This is a genomic window from Nocardioides ultimimeridianus (assembly GCF_054777895.1).
The window spans coordinates 29,684-46,578 of sequence record NZ_BAAHAB010000007.1; the positions used below are offsets into that span (position 1 = coordinate 29,684).

At 72.6% G+C, this 16,895-nt stretch carries 19 protein-coding genes; 13 read left to right on the top strand and 6 right to left on the bottom strand.

The window, feature by feature from the left end; translation table 11 throughout:
• Nucleotides 1–12 precede the first annotated feature (12 nt).
• Complete coding sequence (locus ACYU8V_RS06980) at nucleotides 13–1,077, top strand: D-alanine--D-alanine ligase family protein (protein WP_460846184.1); 1,065 nt, start codon at nucleotides 13–15, stop codon at nucleotides 1,075–1,077.
• 13 nt (nucleotides 1,078–1,090) lie between these two features.
• Here the strand turns inward: ACYU8V_RS06980 and ACYU8V_RS06985 are convergent, their stop codons facing one another.
• Complete coding sequence (locus ACYU8V_RS06985; RefSeq protein ID WP_460846186.1) at nucleotides 1,091–1,564, bottom strand: DUF3515 domain-containing protein; 474 nt, start codon at nucleotides 1,562–1,564, stop codon at nucleotides 1,091–1,093.
• A gap of 13 nt (nucleotides 1,565–1,577) precedes the next feature.
• The gene (locus tag ACYU8V_RS06990; protein ID WP_460846187.1) at nucleotides 1,578–1,814 is read right to left on the bottom strand and encodes an Lrp/AsnC family transcriptional regulator; all 237 of its coding nucleotides are present in this window, start codon (nucleotides 1,812–1,814) and stop codon (nucleotides 1,578–1,580) included.
• 104 nt (nucleotides 1,815–1,918) lie between these two features.
• Between ACYU8V_RS06990 and ACYU8V_RS06995 the strand changes: the two genes are divergently transcribed.
• The gene (locus ACYU8V_RS06995) at nucleotides 1,919–2,884 is read left to right on the top strand and encodes a thiamine-phosphate kinase (RefSeq protein WP_460846188.1); all 966 of its coding nucleotides are present in this window, start codon (nucleotides 1,919–1,921) and stop codon (nucleotides 2,882–2,884) included.
• 60 nt (nucleotides 2,885–2,944) lie between these two features.
• Here ACYU8V_RS06995 and rpmB read toward each other — a convergent pair whose 3' ends face one another.
• Nucleotides 2,945–3,130, bottom strand: a complete 186-nt coding sequence (gene rpmB, locus ACYU8V_RS07000) for a 50S ribosomal protein L28 (RefSeq protein ID WP_460791594.1) — start codon at nucleotides 3,128–3,130, stop codon at nucleotides 2,945–2,947.
• 161 nt (nucleotides 3,131–3,291) lie between these two features.
• Between rpmB and ACYU8V_RS07005 the strand changes: the two genes are divergently transcribed.
• The 10 genes from ACYU8V_RS07005 (at nucleotide 3,292) to ACYU8V_RS07050 (ending at nucleotide 12,254) form a co-directional block, all read left to right on the top strand.
• Nucleotides 3,292–4,959, top strand: a complete 1,668-nt coding sequence (locus tag ACYU8V_RS07005; protein ID WP_460846190.1) for a DAK2 domain-containing protein — start codon at nucleotides 3,292–3,294, stop codon at nucleotides 4,957–4,959.
• A 17-nt stretch (nucleotides 4,960–4,976) separates the two neighbouring features.
• The gene (locus tag ACYU8V_RS07010) at nucleotides 4,977–7,214 is read left to right on the top strand and encodes an ATP-dependent DNA helicase RecG (RefSeq protein ID WP_460846192.1); all 2,238 of its coding nucleotides are present in this window, start codon (nucleotides 4,977–4,979) and stop codon (nucleotides 7,212–7,214) included.
• Nucleotides 7,214–7,792 (top strand): 16S rRNA (guanine(966)-N(2))-methyltransferase RsmD, encoded by a 579-nt coding sequence (gene rsmD, locus ACYU8V_RS07015; RefSeq protein ID WP_460846193.1) that lies wholly within the window; start codon nucleotides 7,214–7,216, stop codon nucleotides 7,790–7,792. The genes ACYU8V_RS07010 and rsmD overlap by 1 nt, the downstream gene beginning before the upstream one ends.
• A 9-nt stretch (nucleotides 7,793–7,801) precedes the next feature.
• Nucleotides 7,802–8,275 carry a pantetheine-phosphate adenylyltransferase gene (coaD, locus tag ACYU8V_RS07020; RefSeq protein WP_460846195.1) on the top strand — a complete coding sequence of 158 codons (474 nt, stop codon included), beginning with the start codon at nucleotides 7,802–7,804 and terminating at the stop codon, nucleotides 8,273–8,275.
• A 77-nt stretch (nucleotides 8,276–8,352) separates the two neighbouring features.
• Nucleotides 8,353–9,522 carry a hypothetical protein gene (locus tag ACYU8V_RS07025; RefSeq protein WP_460846197.1) on the top strand — a complete coding sequence of 390 codons (1,170 nt, stop codon included), beginning with the start codon at nucleotides 8,353–8,355 and terminating at the stop codon, nucleotides 9,520–9,522.
• 290 nt (nucleotides 9,523–9,812) lie between these two features.
• The gene (locus tag ACYU8V_RS07030; RefSeq protein ID WP_460846199.1) at nucleotides 9,813–10,187 is read left to right on the top strand and encodes a YceD family protein; all 375 of its coding nucleotides are present in this window, start codon (nucleotides 9,813–9,815) and stop codon (nucleotides 10,185–10,187) included.
• 25 nt (nucleotides 10,188–10,212) lie between these two features.
• Nucleotides 10,213–10,398, top strand: a complete 186-nt coding sequence (rpmF, locus tag ACYU8V_RS07035; protein ID WP_460846200.1) for a 50S ribosomal protein L32 — start codon at nucleotides 10,213–10,215, stop codon at nucleotides 10,396–10,398.
• The gene (gene rnc / locus ACYU8V_RS07040; RefSeq protein ID WP_460846202.1) at nucleotides 10,340–11,119 is read left to right on the top strand and encodes a ribonuclease III; all 780 of its coding nucleotides are present in this window, start codon (nucleotides 10,340–10,342) and stop codon (nucleotides 11,117–11,119) included. Before rpmF ends, rnc begins: the two co-directional genes overlap by 59 nt.
• The gene (mutM, locus tag ACYU8V_RS07045; protein WP_460846204.1) at nucleotides 11,112–11,966 is read left to right on the top strand and encodes a bifunctional DNA-formamidopyrimidine glycosylase/DNA-(apurinic or apyrimidinic site) lyase; all 855 of its coding nucleotides are present in this window, start codon (nucleotides 11,112–11,114) and stop codon (nucleotides 11,964–11,966) included. Before rnc ends, mutM begins: the two co-directional genes overlap by 8 nt.
• 87 nt (nucleotides 11,967–12,053) lie before the next feature.
• Nucleotides 12,054–12,254 (top strand): hypothetical protein, encoded by a 201-nt coding sequence (locus tag ACYU8V_RS07050; RefSeq protein ID WP_460846206.1) that lies wholly within the window; start codon nucleotides 12,054–12,056, stop codon nucleotides 12,252–12,254.
• Nucleotides 12,255–12,495: 241 nt separating this feature from the next.
• Here the strand turns inward: ACYU8V_RS07050 and ACYU8V_RS07055 are convergent, their stop codons facing one another.
• Entirely contained in the window at nucleotides 12,496–13,935 is a 1,440-nt protein-coding gene (locus tag ACYU8V_RS07055; protein ID WP_460846207.1) for a DHA2 family efflux MFS transporter permease subunit, read from the bottom strand.
• Nucleotides 13,936–14,023: 88 nt separating this feature from the next.
• Between ACYU8V_RS07055 and ACYU8V_RS07060 the strand changes: the two genes are divergently transcribed.
• Entirely contained in the window at nucleotides 14,024–14,764 is a 741-nt protein-coding gene (locus tag ACYU8V_RS07060; protein WP_460846208.1) for a TetR/AcrR family transcriptional regulator, read from the top strand.
• On the opposite strand, the gene ACYU8V_RS07065 is transcribed toward ACYU8V_RS07060, so the two are convergent.
• Nucleotides 14,754–15,506 carry a glycosyltransferase family A protein gene (locus ACYU8V_RS07065; protein WP_460846210.1) on the bottom strand — a complete coding sequence of 251 codons (753 nt, stop codon included), beginning with the start codon at nucleotides 15,504–15,506 and terminating at the stop codon, nucleotides 14,754–14,756. The two genes, ACYU8V_RS07060 and ACYU8V_RS07065, sit on opposite strands and share 11 nt — an antisense overlap.
• Nucleotides 15,503–16,768 carry a hypothetical protein gene (locus ACYU8V_RS07070; protein ID WP_460846212.1) on the bottom strand — a complete coding sequence of 422 codons (1,266 nt, stop codon included), beginning with the start codon at nucleotides 16,766–16,768 and terminating at the stop codon, nucleotides 15,503–15,505. The genes ACYU8V_RS07065 and ACYU8V_RS07070 overlap by 4 nt, the downstream gene beginning before the upstream one ends.
• Nucleotides 16,769–16,895: the final 127 nt, after the last annotated feature.

Here is a 16,895-nt window from a genome sequence, read left to right on the forward strand (position 1 = left end):
AGGGTCATGCCAATGAGCCAGCGCATTCGCGTCGCCCTCGTCTTCGGCGGCCGCTCCACCGAGCACGCCATCTCCTGCGTCACCGCGGGCAGCGTCCTCAAGGCCATCGACCGCCAGAAGTACGACGTCGTGCCGATCGGCATCGCCTCCGACGGCCGCTGGGTGCTGGAGGCCGACGACCCGGACAAGTACGTCCTCGGCGGTCCCCGCCAGCTCCCCGCGGTCGACGGCGACCGCACGCCCATCGCGCTCGGCGAGGGCGGCGAGGGCGGCTTCGACGTCGTCTTCCCGCTGCTGCACGGGCCGTGGGGCGAGGACGGCACCATCCAGGGCCTGCTCGAGATGACCGGCACCCGGTACGTCGGCTCGGGCGTGCTCGCCTCCGCGATCTGCATGGACAAGGCGTTCATGAAGATCGTGCTGCAGGACGCGGGGCTGCCGGTCATGCCCGGTGCGGTGGTCACCGCGCGGGAGTGGGCGGCCGACCCCGAGGGCTCGGCCGCACGGATCGGGGAGCTGGGCTTCCCGCTGTTCGTGAAGCCCGCCCGCGGCGGGTCCAGCATCGGCATCGCCAAGGCCCACGACGCCTCCGAGCTCGCCGAGGCGATCGAGGGTGCGCTGGTCCACGACCCGAAGGTCCTCGTCGAGGTCTCGGCCGAGGGGGCCCGGGAGATCGAGTGCGGCGTGCTGGAGAGCCTCGACGGCGGCGTCGACACCACGATGCCGGCCGAGATCCGGATCAGCAGCGAGCACGAGTTCTACGACTTCGACGCCAAGTACAACGCCGAGGAGCACACCGAGCTCGACGTACCGGCCAAGCTGCCGGACGAGACGATCGAGCAGATCCGGGACATGTCGGCGCGTGCCTTCCTGGCCACGGGCTGCGAGGGGCTGGCGCGCGTGGACTTCTTCCACCTGCCCGACGGGTCGCTGGTCATCAACGAGCTGAACACGATGCCGGGCTTCACCCCGCTGTCGATGTTCCCGCTGATGTGGGCCCACAGCGGCCTGTCGTACGCCGACCTGGTGGATCGCCTGATCCAGCTGGCGCTGCAGCGCGACACCGGCCTGCGCTGATCCCCGCCGATCCTCAGACGCAGCCGGTGGTCTTGCGGAAGTAGCGCTTCACCGCGCCCGCGAGCTGCGACATCACGGCGGCGACGGCCTCGGGGCGGTAGCGCGCCGGGACGTCGACCTCCACCCGCGGCTCGTAGCCGGCTGCGGTGACGGTCGCGTCGAGCGATTGGTCGTCGTACTGCTCGGAGGGGAGGTACCAGCCCACCCCGTTCGCGACCTGGCACTCGGCCCCGACCCCGAAGCCGGCCGGTACGCCGACCCCGCAGGACACCACGATCGCCGGATCGCCGTACGACGCCTGCGGCCCGTCGCTCGCCTTCGAGGCGAGCGTCTGGTCGGCGAGGCGCTGGGGGAGCGCGGCCATGAAGGACGCGCAGGCCTTGGCGTCGGCACCGCTGGGATGGGGCACCGCGACCGGCGACGACCCGCAGCCGGACAGCGCGACGGCGAGTCCCAGGGCGCCCGCCGTGCGGAGCGAGCGACGCAAGATCAGATCAGGATCAGATGTGGACCACGGGGCAGGTGAGCGTGCGGGTGATGCCGTCGAGGGTCTGCACCTTCGAGACCACCAGCGCACCGAGCTCGTCGACCGTGCGGGCCTCCGCGCGCACGATCACGTCGTACGGACCGGTGACGTCCTCGGCGAGCGTCACGCCGCTGATCTGGCCGACGGCCTTCGCGACCTCGGCCGCCTTGCCGACGTCGGTCTGGATGAGGATGTAGGCCTGCACCACCATGGGAGCGCTCCTGACTGCGTCGGAATCGGACCTCAGCAAACTACTCCCCGACGAGGAGTTTCGCCCAAATGCGAGTCCGCGGATCGATCTGGTGGGATGGACCCATGGCATCTCCTGCAGCGACCCTGGCGGACCTCGGTGAGTTCGGTCTGATCGAGCAGGTGGCGGCCATCGTGGCGGCCACGGCGCCGGGCGAGGACGTGGTGGTCGGCCCCGGCGACGACGCGGCGCTGCTGCGGGTCAGGAAGGGGCACGTGGTCGTGTCCACGGACCTCCTGGTCGAGGGGCGCCACTTCCGTCGGGACTGGGCCGAGGCGGGCGACGTCGGGCACCGCGCGGCCGCCCAGAACCTCGCCGACATCGCCGCCATGGGTGGGCGGCCCCAGTGGCTGACCATCGGGTTCGCGGCTCCCGCCGACCTCCCGGCGAGCTGGGCGCTGGACTTCGTCCGCGGGTTCGCCGAGGAGGCGGCCTCGGTCGGCGCCGGTGTGGTCGGTGGCGACGTCACCTCGGCCGACAAGATCACGATCGCGGTGACGGTGATCGGGGAGTGCTCGGTCGCGCCGGTGCTGCGCAGCGGCGCCCGCGCCGGCGACGTCGTGGCGCTCGCCGGACGTCAGGGCTGGGCCGCGGGCGGGCTCGCCGTCCTCGGCCGTGGCTTCCGCTCGCCACGGGTCCTGGTCGAGGCCTACCGGCGCCCGGAGCCGCCGTACGCCGAGGGCCCGGCCGCTGCCGCCGCCGGCGCCACCTCGATGATCGACGTCTCCGACGGGCTGCTGGCCGACGCGGCCCACGTCGCCCGCGCCTCGGGGGTGTCGCTGGACATCCGCAGCGACGCCTTCGCGATCCCCGAGCCGCTGGTCGCGGTCGGCCAGGCCATCGGCGCCGACCCGCTCACCTACATCCTCGGCGGCGGGGAGGACCACGCCCTGCTCGCGACCTTCCCCGACGCGGCCTCGGTGCCGGCGGGCTGGACGGTCATCGGCTCGGTCGGGGCTGCCGGGGACGGGCCTGCGGTCACGGTCGACGGGGCCGCCTACGACGGCCCCACCGGCTGGACCCACTTCTGAGCGGCAAAAGCATCGAGGCCGCCACCCCCAGGGGTGACGGCCTCGGTAGTGAAGCTGGGGTCAGCGGCTGACCTTGCCGGCCTTCAGGCAGCCGGTGCAGACGTTGAGGCGCTTCGGGGTGCCGTTGACCACGGCACGCACGCGCTGGATGTTCGGGTCGAAGCGGCGCTTGGTGATCTTGCGCGACCACGGCCGGTTGTTGCCGAAGGACGGCTTCTTGTCACAGATGTCGCACACGGCGGCCACGGGGACTCCTAGGAGATTGCAGATGATCAAGTCTTCGTGCCCGGCGGGTGGGCCCACGGGTGGGCGACGACACTCTTCGGACAACCGGGAGAGCGTAGCCGAGGAGACGCCCGCCGAGGAAATCGCGGGTCACTGTCGGCGCCGCCATTAGGGTTGCGCTGATGGACGAGCAGGCGGCCCCACCGGTGAGTGGCGGCATCGAGATCGAGACGGTGCTCCGTTTCGTCGACATCGCCACCGATGCGCTGGCCGCCGCGCGCGAGGAGATCGACCAGCTCAACGTCTACCCGGTGCCCGACGGAGACACGGGCACGAACATGTACCTCACCATCAGCTCCGGCCGCGACGCCGTGCGTGAGGCCTCCCGCGGCACCCGCGCCGAGACCCTCGCCGCGCTGGCCCGCGGCACCCTGCTCGGCGCCCGCGGCAACTCGGGGGTGATCCTGAGCGAGATGATCGGCGCGCTGGTACGCCGGATCGCCACCACCAGCCCCGAGGAGCGGTACGCCGTCGTGATGGCCGACGCGCTGAGCCGGGCCGTGACGGCGAGCTATGCCGCGGTCGGGGAGCCGGTCGAGGGCACGATGCTCACCGTGCTCCGAGCCGCCGCGGAGGCGGCCGAGCTCGAGGCCAAGGACCCGCACCGGCGTACGCGCGACGTGTTCACCGCCGCGGCGGCCGCCGCCCGCGAGGCGCTCGGCCACACCCCGGAGCAGCTCGAGGCGCTGGCGCGGGCGGGCGTGATCGACGCCGGTGGCCGCGGGATCTGCGTGATCCTCGACGCCGCCGAGACGGCCGTCACCGGCAAGCGCCCGATCGCGGTGACCAAGCCCCTCACCCGCCGCTCGCCCGCACCCGCACCCGCGCCGACCCCGGTGCCGGTCAGCGGCGACCTGAGCGCCGACGGGCCGTCGTACGAGGTGATGTTCCTGCTCGACGCGCCCGACGACGACGCTCCGGTGCTCCGCACCACGCTGCGCACGATCGGCGACTCGGTGGTGGTCGTGGGCGGCGAGGGCCTGTGGAACGTCCACGTCCACACCGACGACGTCGGCGCTGCGATCGAGGCGGGCCTCGGGGTCGGCCGCCCGCACCGGATCCGGGTCACCCACTTCGCCGATCAGGTCAGCGCCCAGCAGCCCGAGCCGGCCCCGCAGACCGGACGCGCCGTCGTGGCCGTGGCCGCCGGCGACGGCCTGGCCGCCCTCTTCGCGGAGGCAGGTGCCGTGGTCGTCCAGGGCGGCCCGGAGCGCCGCCCGTCGACCGGCGAGCTGCTCGAGGCGATCCTGGCGTGCGGGGCCAGCGAGGTGATCGTGCTGCCCAACGACGAGAACTCCATCCGCGCTGCGCAGGCGGCGGCGACGACCGCGGAGGCCGACCACCACGGCATCCGGGTCGCGGTGATCCCGACCCACGCGCAGGTCCAGGGCCTGGCCGCCGTCGCGGTCCACGAGCCGGCCCGCGGCTTCGACCAGGACGTCACCGAGATGACCGCGACCGCGCGCCACGTGCGCCACGGCGCCGTCACGGTCGCGGCGCGCCAGGCGTTCACCTCCGCGGGACCCTGCGAGGTCGGCGACGTCCTCGGCGTGGTCGCCGGTGACTTCGCCGTCGTCGGCGCCGATCTGCGCTCGGTCGCCGAGGAGGTGCTCGGCCGGCTGATGGCCGCCGGCGGCGAGCTGGTGACGATCGTGAGCGGCTCCGACCCCGCCGACCCGGCCCTCGCCGAGGCGCTCGCGGGCTGGGCCGAGGAGCACCACCCCGGCGTCGACGCCGTCGTCTACGCCGGCGGCCAGGAGCGCTACCCCCTCCTGCTGTCGGTCGAGTGAGTCAGGGTGGGCACAGCATGATCGACCTCGACTCCTCCCTCACCGCGGTCCTCGGCGCGACCACCCCGGCCAAGCGCGCCAAGATCGAGAAGGGCCTCGGCCTGAGGACCGTCGGCGACCTGCTCCGGCACTTCCCGCGCCGCTACCTCGAGACCGGCTCGCTCACCAAGGTCGAGGACCTGCGGGTCGGCCAGATGCTGTGCGTGGTCGGCGAGATCGAGCGCTGCGACATCAAGACCTACACCGACCGGCGCACCGGCCGCCCGGCGTACCGGGTCGAGGCCCTGCTCCGCACCGACGGGCCCCGGCTGAAGATGACGTTCTTCGCCAAGAACAAGGGCACCGCCGGCTGGCACTCGCGCCGCGTGGCCGAGGGCAACCGCGGCGTCTTCCTGGGCAAGGCCGAGCAGTTCCGCGACCAGTGGCAGCTGACCAACCCGCAGATGACGATCTTCGGCCTCGCCGACTCCGAGGAGCCCGACGGCGACACGTTCCAGCCCGACGAGATCGGGCCGCTGTTCCCGATCTACCCGCTCACCAAGGGCGTCGAGACCTGGGACCTCGCCCGGGCCGTGCGCTTCGCGCTGACCGTCGTCGACGAGATCCCCGAGGTGCTGCCCGGCGAGATCCGCGAGGCGTACGACGTCCTGCCGATCCACGACGCCTACCGCTGGGTGCACACCCCGGAGGAGCGCTCGCAGGTCGACAGGGCCCACCACCGGTTCCGGTTCGAGGAGGCCCTGGTCACCCAGGTGCTGCTGGGCCGCCGGCGCCGTGCGCTCCGGGCGCTCGGCGCGACCCCGCGCACCGGCGGCGACGGGCTGCTCGCGGCCTTCGACAAGACGCTCCCGTTCACGCTCACCGAGGGCCAGCGGGAGGTGGGGGAGCAGATCGAGCGCGACCTCGCGCAGCCGCACCCGATGAACCGGCTCCTGCAGGGCGAGGTCGGCTCCGGAAAGACGCTGGTCGCACTGCGGGCGATGCTGCAGGTCGTCGACTCCGGCGGCCAGGCTGCCCTCTTGGCGCCGACCGAGGTGCTCGCGCAGCAGCACCACCGTTCCATCGTCGCCATGCTGGGCGAGCTCGCCGAGGGCGGCACGCTCCTCGGCTCCGGCGTCGGGACCCAGGTCGAGCTGCTCACCGGGTCGATGACCAAGGCTCAGCGCGCACCCGTCCTCTCCCGGATCGTCAGCGGCGACGCGGGCATCGTCATCGGCACCCATGCGCTGCTGACCGACCAGGTGATGTTCCACGACCTCGGTCTGGTGGTGGTCGACGAGCAGCACCGCTTCGGCGTCGAGCAGCGGGCCGCGCTCACCGAGAAGGCCCTCAACCCGCCGCACGTGTTGGTCATGACGGCCACGCCGATCCCGCGCACGGTCGCGATGACCGTCTTCGGCGACCTGGAGGTCTCGACCCTCCGCGAGCTGCCGGCGGGTCGCGCGCCGATCCAGTCCAACGTGGTCCCGGTCGCGGAGCAGCCCGCCTGGCTCGACCGGGTCTGGGCCCGCATCCGCGAGGAGGTCGAGAAGGGCCACCAGGTCTACGTCGTGTGCCCGCGCATCTCCGCCGAGCAGGCCGACGACGGCTGGGTCGACGAGGTCGAGTACGACGAGGACGGGGTCGAGATCCCGCGCCCCGCCCAGCCGGCGACGGTCGAGGAGCTGCTCCCGCGGCTCCAGGAGGGCCCGCTCGCCGGCCTGCGGCTGGCCAAGCTGCACGGCCGGATGCCGACCGACGAGAAGGACGCCACCATGCGGGCCTTCGCCGCCGGCGACGTCGACGTGCTCATCTCCACGACCGTCATCGAGGTCGGCGTCGACGTCGCCAACGCGACCACCATGGTGATCATGGACGCCGACCGGTTCGGCGTCTCGCAGCTGCACCAGCTGCGCGGGCGCGTCGGCCGTGGCGGGCTGCCGGGGCTGTGCCTGCTGGTCACCCAGGCCGAGTCGCTCAGCGACGCCCGCGGCCGGCTCGATGCCGTCGCCTCCACCACCGACGGGTTCTTCCTGAGCCGCATCGACCTGGAGATGCGCCGCGAGGGCGACGTCCTCGGGGCGTCCCAGTCCGGACGCCGCTCGAGCCTGGAGAACCTGCGCGTCCTGCGCGACGAGGACACCATCGTGGCGGCCCGCAAGGCCGCCGAGTCGCTGCTCGACACCGATCCCGGCCTGGCCGGCGCACCGCTCCTGGCCGACCGCGTCGACCAGCTCGAGCACTCCCAGCAGGCCGACTTCGTGGACAAGAGCTGATGACGCGGATCATCGGCGGCACGGCGGGCGGCCGGCGGATCGAGACGCCCAAGGGCGACGCGACCCGCCCCACCAGCGACCGCGTCCGCGAGGCGCTGTTCTCCACGCTCGAGGCATGGTTCGAGGGGAGCCTGAGCCGGATCGGCGTCCTCGACCTGTACGCCGGATCGGGCGCCATCGGCCTGGAGGCGGCGTCCCGCGGGGCGTCGTACGTCGTCGCCGTGGAGTCCGACCGCGCCACCGCCGACCTCATCCGCCGCAACGCGAGGACTCTCGGCTCGGTCGCCGAGGTGGCCGCCCAGCCGGTCGCCCGCTTCCTCGCCCAGCCCGCCCCGAGGCAGGTCGACCTGGTCTTCCTGGACCCGCCCTACCCGCTCTCCGAGGACGACCTCGCCACCGACCTCCGCCTCCTCGTCGAGCACGGCTGGCTGGCCGACGACGCCCTCGTCGTGGTCGAGCGCTCGCGGCGCAGCCCGGAGCCCTCGTGGCCCGCGGGCCTGGAGCCGCTGCCCGGCAAGCGCGCCATGAAGAAGTACGGCGAGACCACGTTGTGGTTCGCCGAGAGGCCGCCCCACTAGCCTGATCCCATGACGCGCGCGGTGTGCCCCGGCTCCTTCGACCCGGTCACCAACGGCCACGTCGACATCTTCCGCCGGGCGTCCGGCCTGTTCGACGAGCTCATCGTCGCGACTGGCACCAACGTCTCCAAGAGCCGGATGTTCGACCCCGAGGAGCGGATGGAGATGCTCCGCGAGGCCTGCGCGGACCTCCCGAACGTCAAGGTGATGGGCTTCACCGGCCTGATCGTCGACTTCTGCCGCGAGGTGGGCGCCCAGGCCATCGTGAAGGGCCTGCGCGGCGGCAACGACTACGAGTACGAGCTGCCCATGGCGCAGATGAACTCCCACCTCACCGGCGTCGAGACCGTCTTCGTGCCGACCACGGCGAGCCTCGGCTACGTCTCCTCCAGCCTGGTCAAGGAGGTCGCCTCGCTCGGGGGCGACGTGTCCGAGCTGGTCCCGCCGGCGGTGCTGGCCCGCCTCGCCCGTCGTCTCTCCTGACCACCTGCGGCTGACCTGCAACCGAACGGCCCGCGCCGGCATCGCACGGGGTGAACCACCACCCCAAGGAGATCGCCATGCGCCTGCGCCGCCAGTCCCTCGCCGCGGGCGGCGTCGTCGCCGCCCTGCTCGCCGTCGTCCCGTTCCTGCACCCGGCCGGAGGGGCCTCCGCCGGAGCCGAGGCGGCCCCGGCGGCCCAGATCATCCCCGTCGCGCCGCAACGGGGCTTCCTCGCGATCGTCTCGACCCTGACGGCAGCGGCCGACGGCAGTGGGTACGCCGAGGGGCCGCAGCGCCTCGTCGTGGTCCACCGCGACGGCAGCCAGACCGTCCTGCGCACCGTGCATCCCGACCCTGCGACCGACGCGGGCGCCCTGCAGCTGATGGACGTGTCCGCCGACGGCCGCACCGCGCTGGTCCAGGACCTCGGTGGCGTCCGCACCCGCCTGTCCACCATCGACACCACCACCGGTCAGGTCACCCACCGGCTGCCCGCCGTACGCCGCCTGCTCGGCGCCCTCCTCGAGCCCGACGGCTCCGGGGTACTGGAGATCCGGCAGTCGGCCGACGACTACCGCGACCAGCTGGCCCGCACCGGCTGGGACGGGAGCGTCAGCGCCCGCACCTGGGTGCGTACGTCGTCGGCCTGGCTGAGCGCCGACGGCGACGTCCTGGTGCCCACCACCGGCCGCCGGCACGCCCTGCGGCTCTTCGACGGCCGCACCGGCGGCCTGGGCCACGTGATCGCCACCGGTGGCAGGGACTGCCGCCCGGTGCGCTCCTACGACGCGACCTCGGTCCTGCTGGCGTGCACGAGGGGCGACCTGTCCGCGGCCGGCACCCTGTTCCGGCTGGACCCGGCGGTCGGCGCCCTCGTCGCCGTGACCCGGCCACACCCGGCCGACGACCGGTTCTACGGCGGCCTCGACGCGCGGGTGACCAGCCGTGGCACCTTCGTCCAGGAGGCCGGCCCCTGCGGCTGGTCGTGGTTCACCCGCCAGGGCGCCGACGGGACCCTGCAGGTGCAGGAGGTCCGCGGTGTGCACGGGCAGGTCGACCTGGTCGGCACCCTCGGGTCGCGACCGGTGATCCTCGACACCACCAGCTGCGACACCGCCGGCGTGCCTCGCCAGGTCCTGGCCACCTACGACCCGCGCACCCACCGCCAGCACGTGCTGCACTCGTGGAGCGCGGGGCACGAGGTCGGCCCCGTCGTACCGCTGGGGGAGCGGCGCGTGAGTTACTGAGCCGTGGCGGGGCGGCCGGGTGGCGGCTGCGGGCAGGATCCTGATTTGGCCGCCCGTCCGCGCCGCCACTAGCATTGAACCGATCTGCTGTGCCCGGACCTGGAAGTGAACCCTTGAACCCCCTGGACCCGAGAGCGCCGCTCGTGCTCGATACACGCGAGCTCGGCCGCCGCCCGGGGTCACAGACCCAAGTGTCACGGACAGCGCCGGCTCCAGCGGATCTGGGCATCGAAGTCCTTGCTGTTCCCGAAGGCGCGCCGGTCGACCTCGACCTGCGTCTGGAAGCGGTCATGGAGGGCGTGCTCGTCACCGGTGAGGCTCAGGCCGACCTGGACGGCGAGTGCGTGCGCTGCCTGGCGGAGATCCACGACGAGATCGCGGTGAACTTCCAGGAGCTGTACGTCTACGACGACTCCCGTGACCATCTCCGCGGGGCCGACGAGGACGAGGATGTCCGGGTGCTCCAGGACGACCTGCTCGACCTGGAGCCCGTGCTGCGGGATGCGGTGGTGCTCGCACTGCCGTTCCAGCCGCTGTGCCAGCCGGACTGTCCCGGGTTGTGCCCCGAGTGCGGGGTGCGCCTGGCCGATGAGCCGGACCATGCACATGACGCGGCGATCGACCCGCGGTGGTCGGCCCTCCAGGGCCTGACCGACCAGGACTAGAGAACAAGAACCAAGGGAGAAGACAGTGGCTGTTCCGAAGCGGAAGATGTCGCGGAGCAACACGCGGCACCGTCGCTCGGCGTGGAAGGCCGTTGCCCCCACGCTGGTGACCTGCGCGAACCCGGCCTGTGGCGCCAAGCACCTGCCGCACCGTGCCTGTGGCACCTGCGGTCAGTACGGCGCCAAGGCCGACCGTCGTCAGGTTCTCTGACCCTCCCTCGCCGGGAAGCGGTATCTACGACGACCTGCGTCGCGCGCTCGGGGATCCGGTCCTGGACCCCGAGCTGCTCGACCGCGCCCTGACGCACCGGTCCTACGCCTACGAGAACGGCGGGCTGCCGACCAACGAGCGGCTGGAGTTCCTCGGCGACTCGGTGCTCGGCGTGGTCGTGACCGAGACGCTCTACCGCACCCACCCCGACCTGCCCGAGGGCAGGCTGGCCAAGCTGCGGGCGGCGGTCGTCAACGCCCGCGCCCTGGCCGAGGTCGCCAAGCAGCTCGACCTCGGCCCGTACATCAAGCTCGGCCGCGGCGAGGAGACCACCGGCGGCCGGCAGAAGGCGTCGATCCTGTCCGACACCGTCGAGGCGGTGATCGGCGCGATCCACCTCAGCGGCGGCATCGAGGTCTCCTCCGAGGTCGTCCACCGGCTCTTCGACCCGCTGATCGAGGCGGCCTCGCACCTCGGCGCCGGCCTGGACTGGAAGACCTCCCTGCAGGAGCTCGCCGCCGAGCACGCCCTCGGCGTGCCGGAGTACGTCATCGAGGACGACGGCCCTGACCACCTCAAGACCTTCACCGCCCAGGTGCGGGTCGCCGGCAAGCTCTACGGCAACGGCCACGGCCGCTCCAAGAAGGAGGCCGAGCAGGGCGCCGCGCAGACGGCGTACGGCGAGATCTCCGACGGCATCGCCTCCGACGGCATTGCCTGAGCTCCCCGAGGTCGAGGTCGTCCGGCTCGGCCTCGAACGACACGTCGTCGGCTCGACCATCGCCCGCGTCGACGTGCTGCACGAGCGGCCCGTCCGCCGGCACGCCACCGGCGCCTCCGGCTTCGCCGCCGACCTGACCGGCCGCCGGGTCGAGGCCGCGCGCCGTCGCGGCAAGTACCTCTGGCTCCCGCTCGACGACGGGAACGCCATCCTGGCCCACCTCGGCATGAGCGGGCAGATGCTCGTCCAGCCCGCCGGCGTACCGGACGAGCGGCACCTGCGGGTCCGGTTCACCCTCGACGGTGGGCCCGAGCTGCGCTTCGTCGACCAGCGGATGTTCGGCGGGCTCAGCGTGGCGCTCGGGGGAGCGGAGCTTCCCCACGAGATCGCGCACATCGCCCGCGACCCGCTCGACCCGGAGTTCGACGACGCCGCCTTCGTGGCGCGCCTGCGCCGGCGGACCTCGGGGGTCAAGCGCCTGCTGCTGGACCAGACCCTGATCTCCGGCGTGGGCAACATCTACGCCGACGAGGCGCTGTGGCGCGCCCGGCTGCACGGCGAGCGGCCCGGCGACCGGTTGACCCGCACCCAGGGCGTCGAGCTGCTCGGCCACGTGCGCGACGTCATGACCGAGGCGCTCGCCCAGGGCGGCACCTCCTTCGACGCCCTCTACGTCAACGTCAACGGCCAGTCGGGCTACTTCGAGCGCTCGCTCAACGCCTACGGCCGCGAGGACGAGCCCTGCCGTCGGTGCGGTACGCCGATGCGCCGGATCGCCTTCATGAACCGCTCCTCCTACTTCTGCCCGAGGTGCCAGTCGACCCCGCGACGGCCGCGCGGCATTTGACCCGGAACGCCCGGAGTGGGACGCTGGTAGACGGTCCGAGTCGGACCGAACCCCCAGTGCGAACATCGCGAACCGGAAGGTCACTTCATGGCAAAGGCGCTGATCGGTCACCTGAACAGCGACCTCCGCGACCCGCGACTCGCGGTCGACAATGCTCGACTGCGCAACCGGGTTGCCGAGTTGGAGTCCCTCGTCCTCCGCCTCTCGGAGGAGAACGACCGCCTCATGGCCGCGCACGCGGCAGACATCCTCACCGCAGATCCAGCAGACAGCATGCAGCTGGCTTGAGATGACAACGACCGCGAGACTGCGTCTCGCGGTCGCTTCGTCATGCTCTCTGATGGGCCGAGCGTGTCGCCGCGGTCGCTCCCTCGCCGGACTTGCGGCCCTCGGCCTCTCCGGTCGCTCGTTCCTCGCTCCCTCCGCCGCCTCGCTCCGCGCGCCCGGCCTCGGTCGCTGCGGCGACACGCTGCCGGCCGCGCGGTCGAGTTCGTGGGCGGTTTCCGTGCGCGTGGCGGCAAGCCTCCGGTCAGTGGGCGGCTGAGTCCTCCCGGGCCCGCATCGGTAGCAGGAACGCCGCGAGGAACGCGAGGCAGTAGAGACCGACCGTCACCCACAGCACCCGGCTGGTCGAGGTCTCCCAGCCGTGCTGGGGGAGCAGGTGGAACAGCACCGTGCCCAGGACCGCGACGCCGAGCGCGCCCGCGAACTGCTGGACCGCGTTGAGCAGGCCCGAGCCGGACCCGACCTCGGTGTCGCCGAGGTCGGCGAGCACGATGTCGAAGAGCGGGGCGAAGATCAGCCCGGTGCCGAGGCCGGCGACGAGGAACGGCGCGGTCAGGTGCCAGGCGCTGGCGCCGTGCTCCAACCCGGGCACCAGCAGCGCGAACCACGCCATCGCGACGATGGTGATCGCCAGCCCGATGTGCAGCACGTGCCGCCCCAGCTTCGGGCCGAGCAGCGCCCCGGAGAGCGCGGCCGCGATCGAGAGCCCGACGGCGTACGGCGTCTGCGCGATGGCCGCGTGCTGCGGCGTGTAGCCCAGGCCGTACTGCAGGAACAGGTTGCCGACCAGCCCGAAGCCCACCATCGAGACGAAGAAGCTGCCGAGGAACACCAGGCCGGCCACGAAGCCGCGGTGCCCGAACAGGGACGGCTCGATGACGGGATGGTCGGTGCGCCGCTCGCTCCACGCGAAGATCGCGAAGAGGACGAAGGAGCCCACGATCACGGCGTACAGCCAGACCGGCCAGCCGAGGTCGCGGCCCTGGACCAGGGCGTAGATCAGGCCACCGCACGCGACGGTCACCAGGACCGAGCCGAGCGGGTCGAGCCGCGCTCCCGCGGTCCTCGGCACGTCGGGCAGGAAGCGCCACGCGATGAGCCCGCCGACCAGGCCGATGGGGACGTTGATCAGGAAGATCGCGCGCCAGCCGGTGCCGGCGATGTCGGCGTCGATGAGGAAGCCGGCCAGGATCGGCCCGAGCACCGCGGAGAGGCCCATGATCGGGCCGAACGGGATGAAGGCCTGCTGCAGCTCCTCCTCGGGGAAGGACTGCTTCACCATCGCGAACCCCTGCGGGATCATCGTGGCGCCGAACAGGCCCTGGATCGCGCGGAAGACGATCAGCGAGGTCGGGTCGGGAGCCAGGCCGCAGGCCAGCGACGAGAGCGCGAAGCCGGTCATCCCGATGATGAACATCCGGCGGCGGCCGACGATGTCGCCGAGGCGGGCCGAGGTGATCAGGCCGACCGCGAAGGCCAGCGTGTAGGCGGCGAGGATCCATTGCAGGGTGGTGTCGGACCCACCGATGCTGGCCCTGATGGAGGGGCCGGCCAGCTGGGCGATCGTGCCGTCGATCAGGTCCATGACGTCGGCGATGATCACCACCGCCATCACGAACCAGCGGTTGCGATAGGCCGCCTCGGTGATGGTCGTGGTGCGGGGGAGGGCGTCAGCGGTACTCACGCGACAGTCCTTTCCGGAACAGTGTTCGTTATGACGAACACTGTTCTACATACGAACACCGTTCGTGTCAACTGGTAGAGTGCGAGCCATGGTCGAACGGCAGTGGCGCGCAGGCCCCGTGAACATCCGGGTCACGACCCCCGACCCGCCCAAGGAGCGGCTCAGTCGCGACCGGATCGTCGACACCGCGCTCGCCCAGATGGCCGAGGACGGGTACGACGCGGTCTCGATGCGCTCGATCGCCCGCGCCCTGCACACCGGGCCGGCGTCGATGTACGCGCACGTCGCCAACAAGGACGAGCTCGACCAGCTCGTCATCGACCGGATCGCCTCGCTGGTGCCGCTTCCCGACCCGGACCCGGCGCAGTGGCGCGAGCAGACGAAGCAGCTGCTGCGCGACACCCTGGCGGCGTACCGCGCCCACCCGGGGTCCGCGCGCGCCGCCATGGCGGCGATCCCGACCGGCGACGGCGGGCTGAAGGTCGCCGAGGCCTCGATGGCGGTCCTGATCGCCGGGGGCATCGACCCCCAGGCGGCCGCGTGGTTCTGCGACCTGAGCGCGCTCTACGTCAGCGGGATCGCGGCCGAGGAGAGCATCTGGGCCCAGCGCGCCCGCGCCGCGGAGGCCGCGGGCCAGCAGGTCGACGAGGCCGCTGTGGTGGCCGAGGTCCACCGCGTGTTCGCCGAGCTGCCGCCGGCACGGTTCCCCATGATCACGACGTACGCCGACGCGCTGACCACCGGCGACGGCGACGAGCGCTTCGAGTTCGGCCTCGATGTCCTCATCGCCGGTCTGGAGGCGGTGTCCGCGCGGATGGCTACGGGCTGAGCGGACCGGTGCGCAGCGCCCGGACCTGGTCGATGCCCATCTCCGGCAGCGACCGGATGGTGGCGCGGCGCTGGTTGCGCTGGGTGACCATCGAGCCGATCCGGCGACGCTTGAAGATGATCGTGTCGCGCACGATGACGTGCCGGTAGCCGCGCGCCATCGTCTCGATCGAGAACTGCAGGTCCTCCAGGGCGAAGCCGCCGGGGATGTCGCGGCTGGCGTAGGGCACGTCGAGGTGCGCCTGGCGCGGGGACACGCACAGCGCGTCGTAGTAGCCGCGCAGGTAGAGGAAGTACGGCGTGAACAGCTTCGAGTCCTGCTCCAGGTTGCGGTTCACCGCGATGTTGCGGTCGAAGACGATCTCCATCTCCGGGCTCGCGATGAGCCGCTCGCCGCGCTCCGCGCCGGCCTTGACCGTGGCGAGCGCCTCGGCCAGCCAGTTCTCGCTGAACAGGTCGTCGGCGTCCAGGAACGCGACGTAGTCGCCCTCGGCCCGGGCGATCGCGGCGTTGCGCGCCCGGCCCTGGTCGCCCACGTCGACGGTGAGCCGCTCCCAGTCGTCGAAGCGGGGTTGGCCGAAGTAGCGGGCCGCCCGGGGCGTGGCCCTGTCGAGGGTGATGATCTGCTGCACGGTGTGCCCGTGCCGGCGGGCCTCGGCGACCGCGAGCTCGGCGGAGCGCATGGTCGGCCCGGCGACCAGGCTCTCGGCGTGGGCGGTGACGATCAGGGTCAGGTCGGTCATCGCGCGCTCCCGGGCAGCAGCCAGGCGAGGAGGTCCTCGGGGGAGAGGTCGGCGGCGGTGCGGATGTTCGCGGCGTCCTCGTCGTTGATCAGGTAGTGGGCGATCAGCTCCTCGCGCAGCCGCGGGACGCCGGTCATCACGCCGACCAGGTGGTCGAAGGCCGGGTAGAGCCAGCGCGCGCCCGCGCCCACGGCCCACCCCTCGGCGGTCTCGTCGGCGACGCCGAGCGACAGGAACATCCGCTCCGAGGCGGCCAGCGGGCGCCCGTAGGGCTCCAGGCAGCGCAGCATGAGCTCCGAGTCGGCCCCCACGATCGCCTCCGCGCGCAGCGAGCGGATCAGCGCCACGAACGCCTCCTCCGACATCTTCGGCCCGACCCCGCGCAGCCGTGCCGCGAAATCGACCTCGCGCACCCCTGCCGGGTGCAGGCCCTCCCGGGCCAGGCCGGGCTTGTCGGTGTAGAGCAGCAGCATCTGGTCGGGGTCGACGTACGGCGCCAGCGCGTTGGTGACGTACGCCGCGCGCCGTGCCGCCGCACCCTTGGCGCGCCCCACCACGAACACCAGGCGTGCGGGCCGCAGCCCGGCGTCGTCGTGGGCGTCGTGGATGGCGGCGGCGGCACGGGCGACGTACTGGTTGCGGAAGGGGATCTGGTGCACGTGGCTCGTCGCCGGCCAGACATCGGCGATGAGCGGCTCGAGCTCGGCGGCGCGGGCGAGCATGGCGCCCAGGGTGCCGGTGCGCAGCCGCTCGGTCATGTCCGCGCGCAGCGCCGCGATCTCGGCCGCGACCTCCTCGGGCTCCAGGCCGAGCAGGGGTGCGAACGCGTCGATGCCGTCGGCGGGGTCGGCGATCTCCCCGGCGGCGCGACCCTCCCGCAGCCAGGCGACGTACGGCGACGTGGGGCCCTCGCCCCGCTCCGGGTGCCGCTCGAGGTAGTGCTCCATCGAGAAGCCGGGGTCCGGGCTGGCGGTCGCCGAGGCTCCGGCGGCGAGGAAGGCGGCGACCGGGTCGCCGTACCGCTCCAGGTCGGGGAGCCCGGCCTGCAGGCCGTAGTGGTGCAGGTCGAAGTGCTCGCGCACCAGGCGGTGGACGTCGTCGACGTGGGGGCCGTCCTCGGCGGCGAGCGCCTCGGCGCGCGCGACCCAGGCGTCGACGTCCTCGCCGTACCGGGTGCCGCTCTGGATCTCCTCGACGAGCGGCGGGACCGCCTCGGGCCTGCTCTCGCGGCGCAACCTGCGGCTCGCTGCCTCCCACACCATGTTCCGAAGCGTAGTGACGTGTCGAAGCGGTCACGGCGGCCTCCCGGGTTAGGCTGAGTGCGCTGTGCTTCCCCCGCAGGGCCCTGAGTAGATTGACCGGCTCCGTGACGCGCGCTCGACCGACTGT

Bases quoted from the DNA above. Each gene is read 5' to 3' on its own strand.
- ACYU8V_RS07005 (WP_460846190.1), top strand. From the start codon at position 3,292: ATGGACGAGCAGGCGGCCCCACCGGTGAGTGGCGGCATCGAGATCGAG.
- ACYU8V_RS07060 (WP_460846208.1), top strand. From the start codon at position 14,024: ATGGTCGAACGGCAGTGGCGCGCAGGCCCCGTGAACATCCGGGTCACG.
- ACYU8V_RS06990 (WP_460846187.1), bottom strand. From the start codon at position 1,814: ATGGTGGTGCAGGCCTACATCCTCATCCAGACCGACGTCGGCAAGGCG.
- rsmD (WP_460846193.1), top strand. From the start codon at position 7,214: ATGACGCGGATCATCGGCGGCACGGCGGGCGGCCGGCGGATCGAGACG.
- ACYU8V_RS07025 (WP_460846197.1), top strand. From the start codon at position 8,353: ATGCGCCTGCGCCGCCAGTCCCTCGCCGCGGGCGGCGTCGTCGCCGCC.
- ACYU8V_RS07030 (WP_460846199.1), top strand. From the start codon at position 9,813: ATGGAGGGCGTGCTCGTCACCGGTGAGGCTCAGGCCGACCTGGACGGC.
- ACYU8V_RS06980 (WP_460846184.1), top strand. From the start codon at position 13: ATGAGCCAGCGCATTCGCGTCGCCCTCGTCTTCGGCGGCCGCTCCACC.
- ACYU8V_RS07010 (WP_460846192.1), top strand. From the start codon at position 4,977: ATGATCGACCTCGACTCCTCCCTCACCGCGGTCCTCGGCGCGACCACC.
- ACYU8V_RS07070 (WP_460846212.1), bottom strand. From the start codon at position 16,768: ATGGTGTGGGAGGCAGCGAGCCGCAGGTTGCGCCGCGAGAGCAGGCCC.
- ACYU8V_RS07065 (WP_460846210.1), bottom strand. From the start codon at position 15,506: ATGACCGACCTGACCCTGATCGTCACCGCCCACGCCGAGAGCCTGGTC.
- ACYU8V_RS06995 (WP_460846188.1), top strand. From the start codon at position 1,919: ATGGCATCTCCTGCAGCGACCCTGGCGGACCTCGGTGAGTTCGGTCTG.
- ACYU8V_RS07050 (WP_460846206.1), top strand. From the start codon at position 12,054: ATGGCAAAGGCGCTGATCGGTCACCTGAACAGCGACCTCCGCGACCCG.
- coaD (WP_460846195.1), top strand. From the start codon at position 7,802: ATGACGCGCGCGGTGTGCCCCGGCTCCTTCGACCCGGTCACCAACGGC.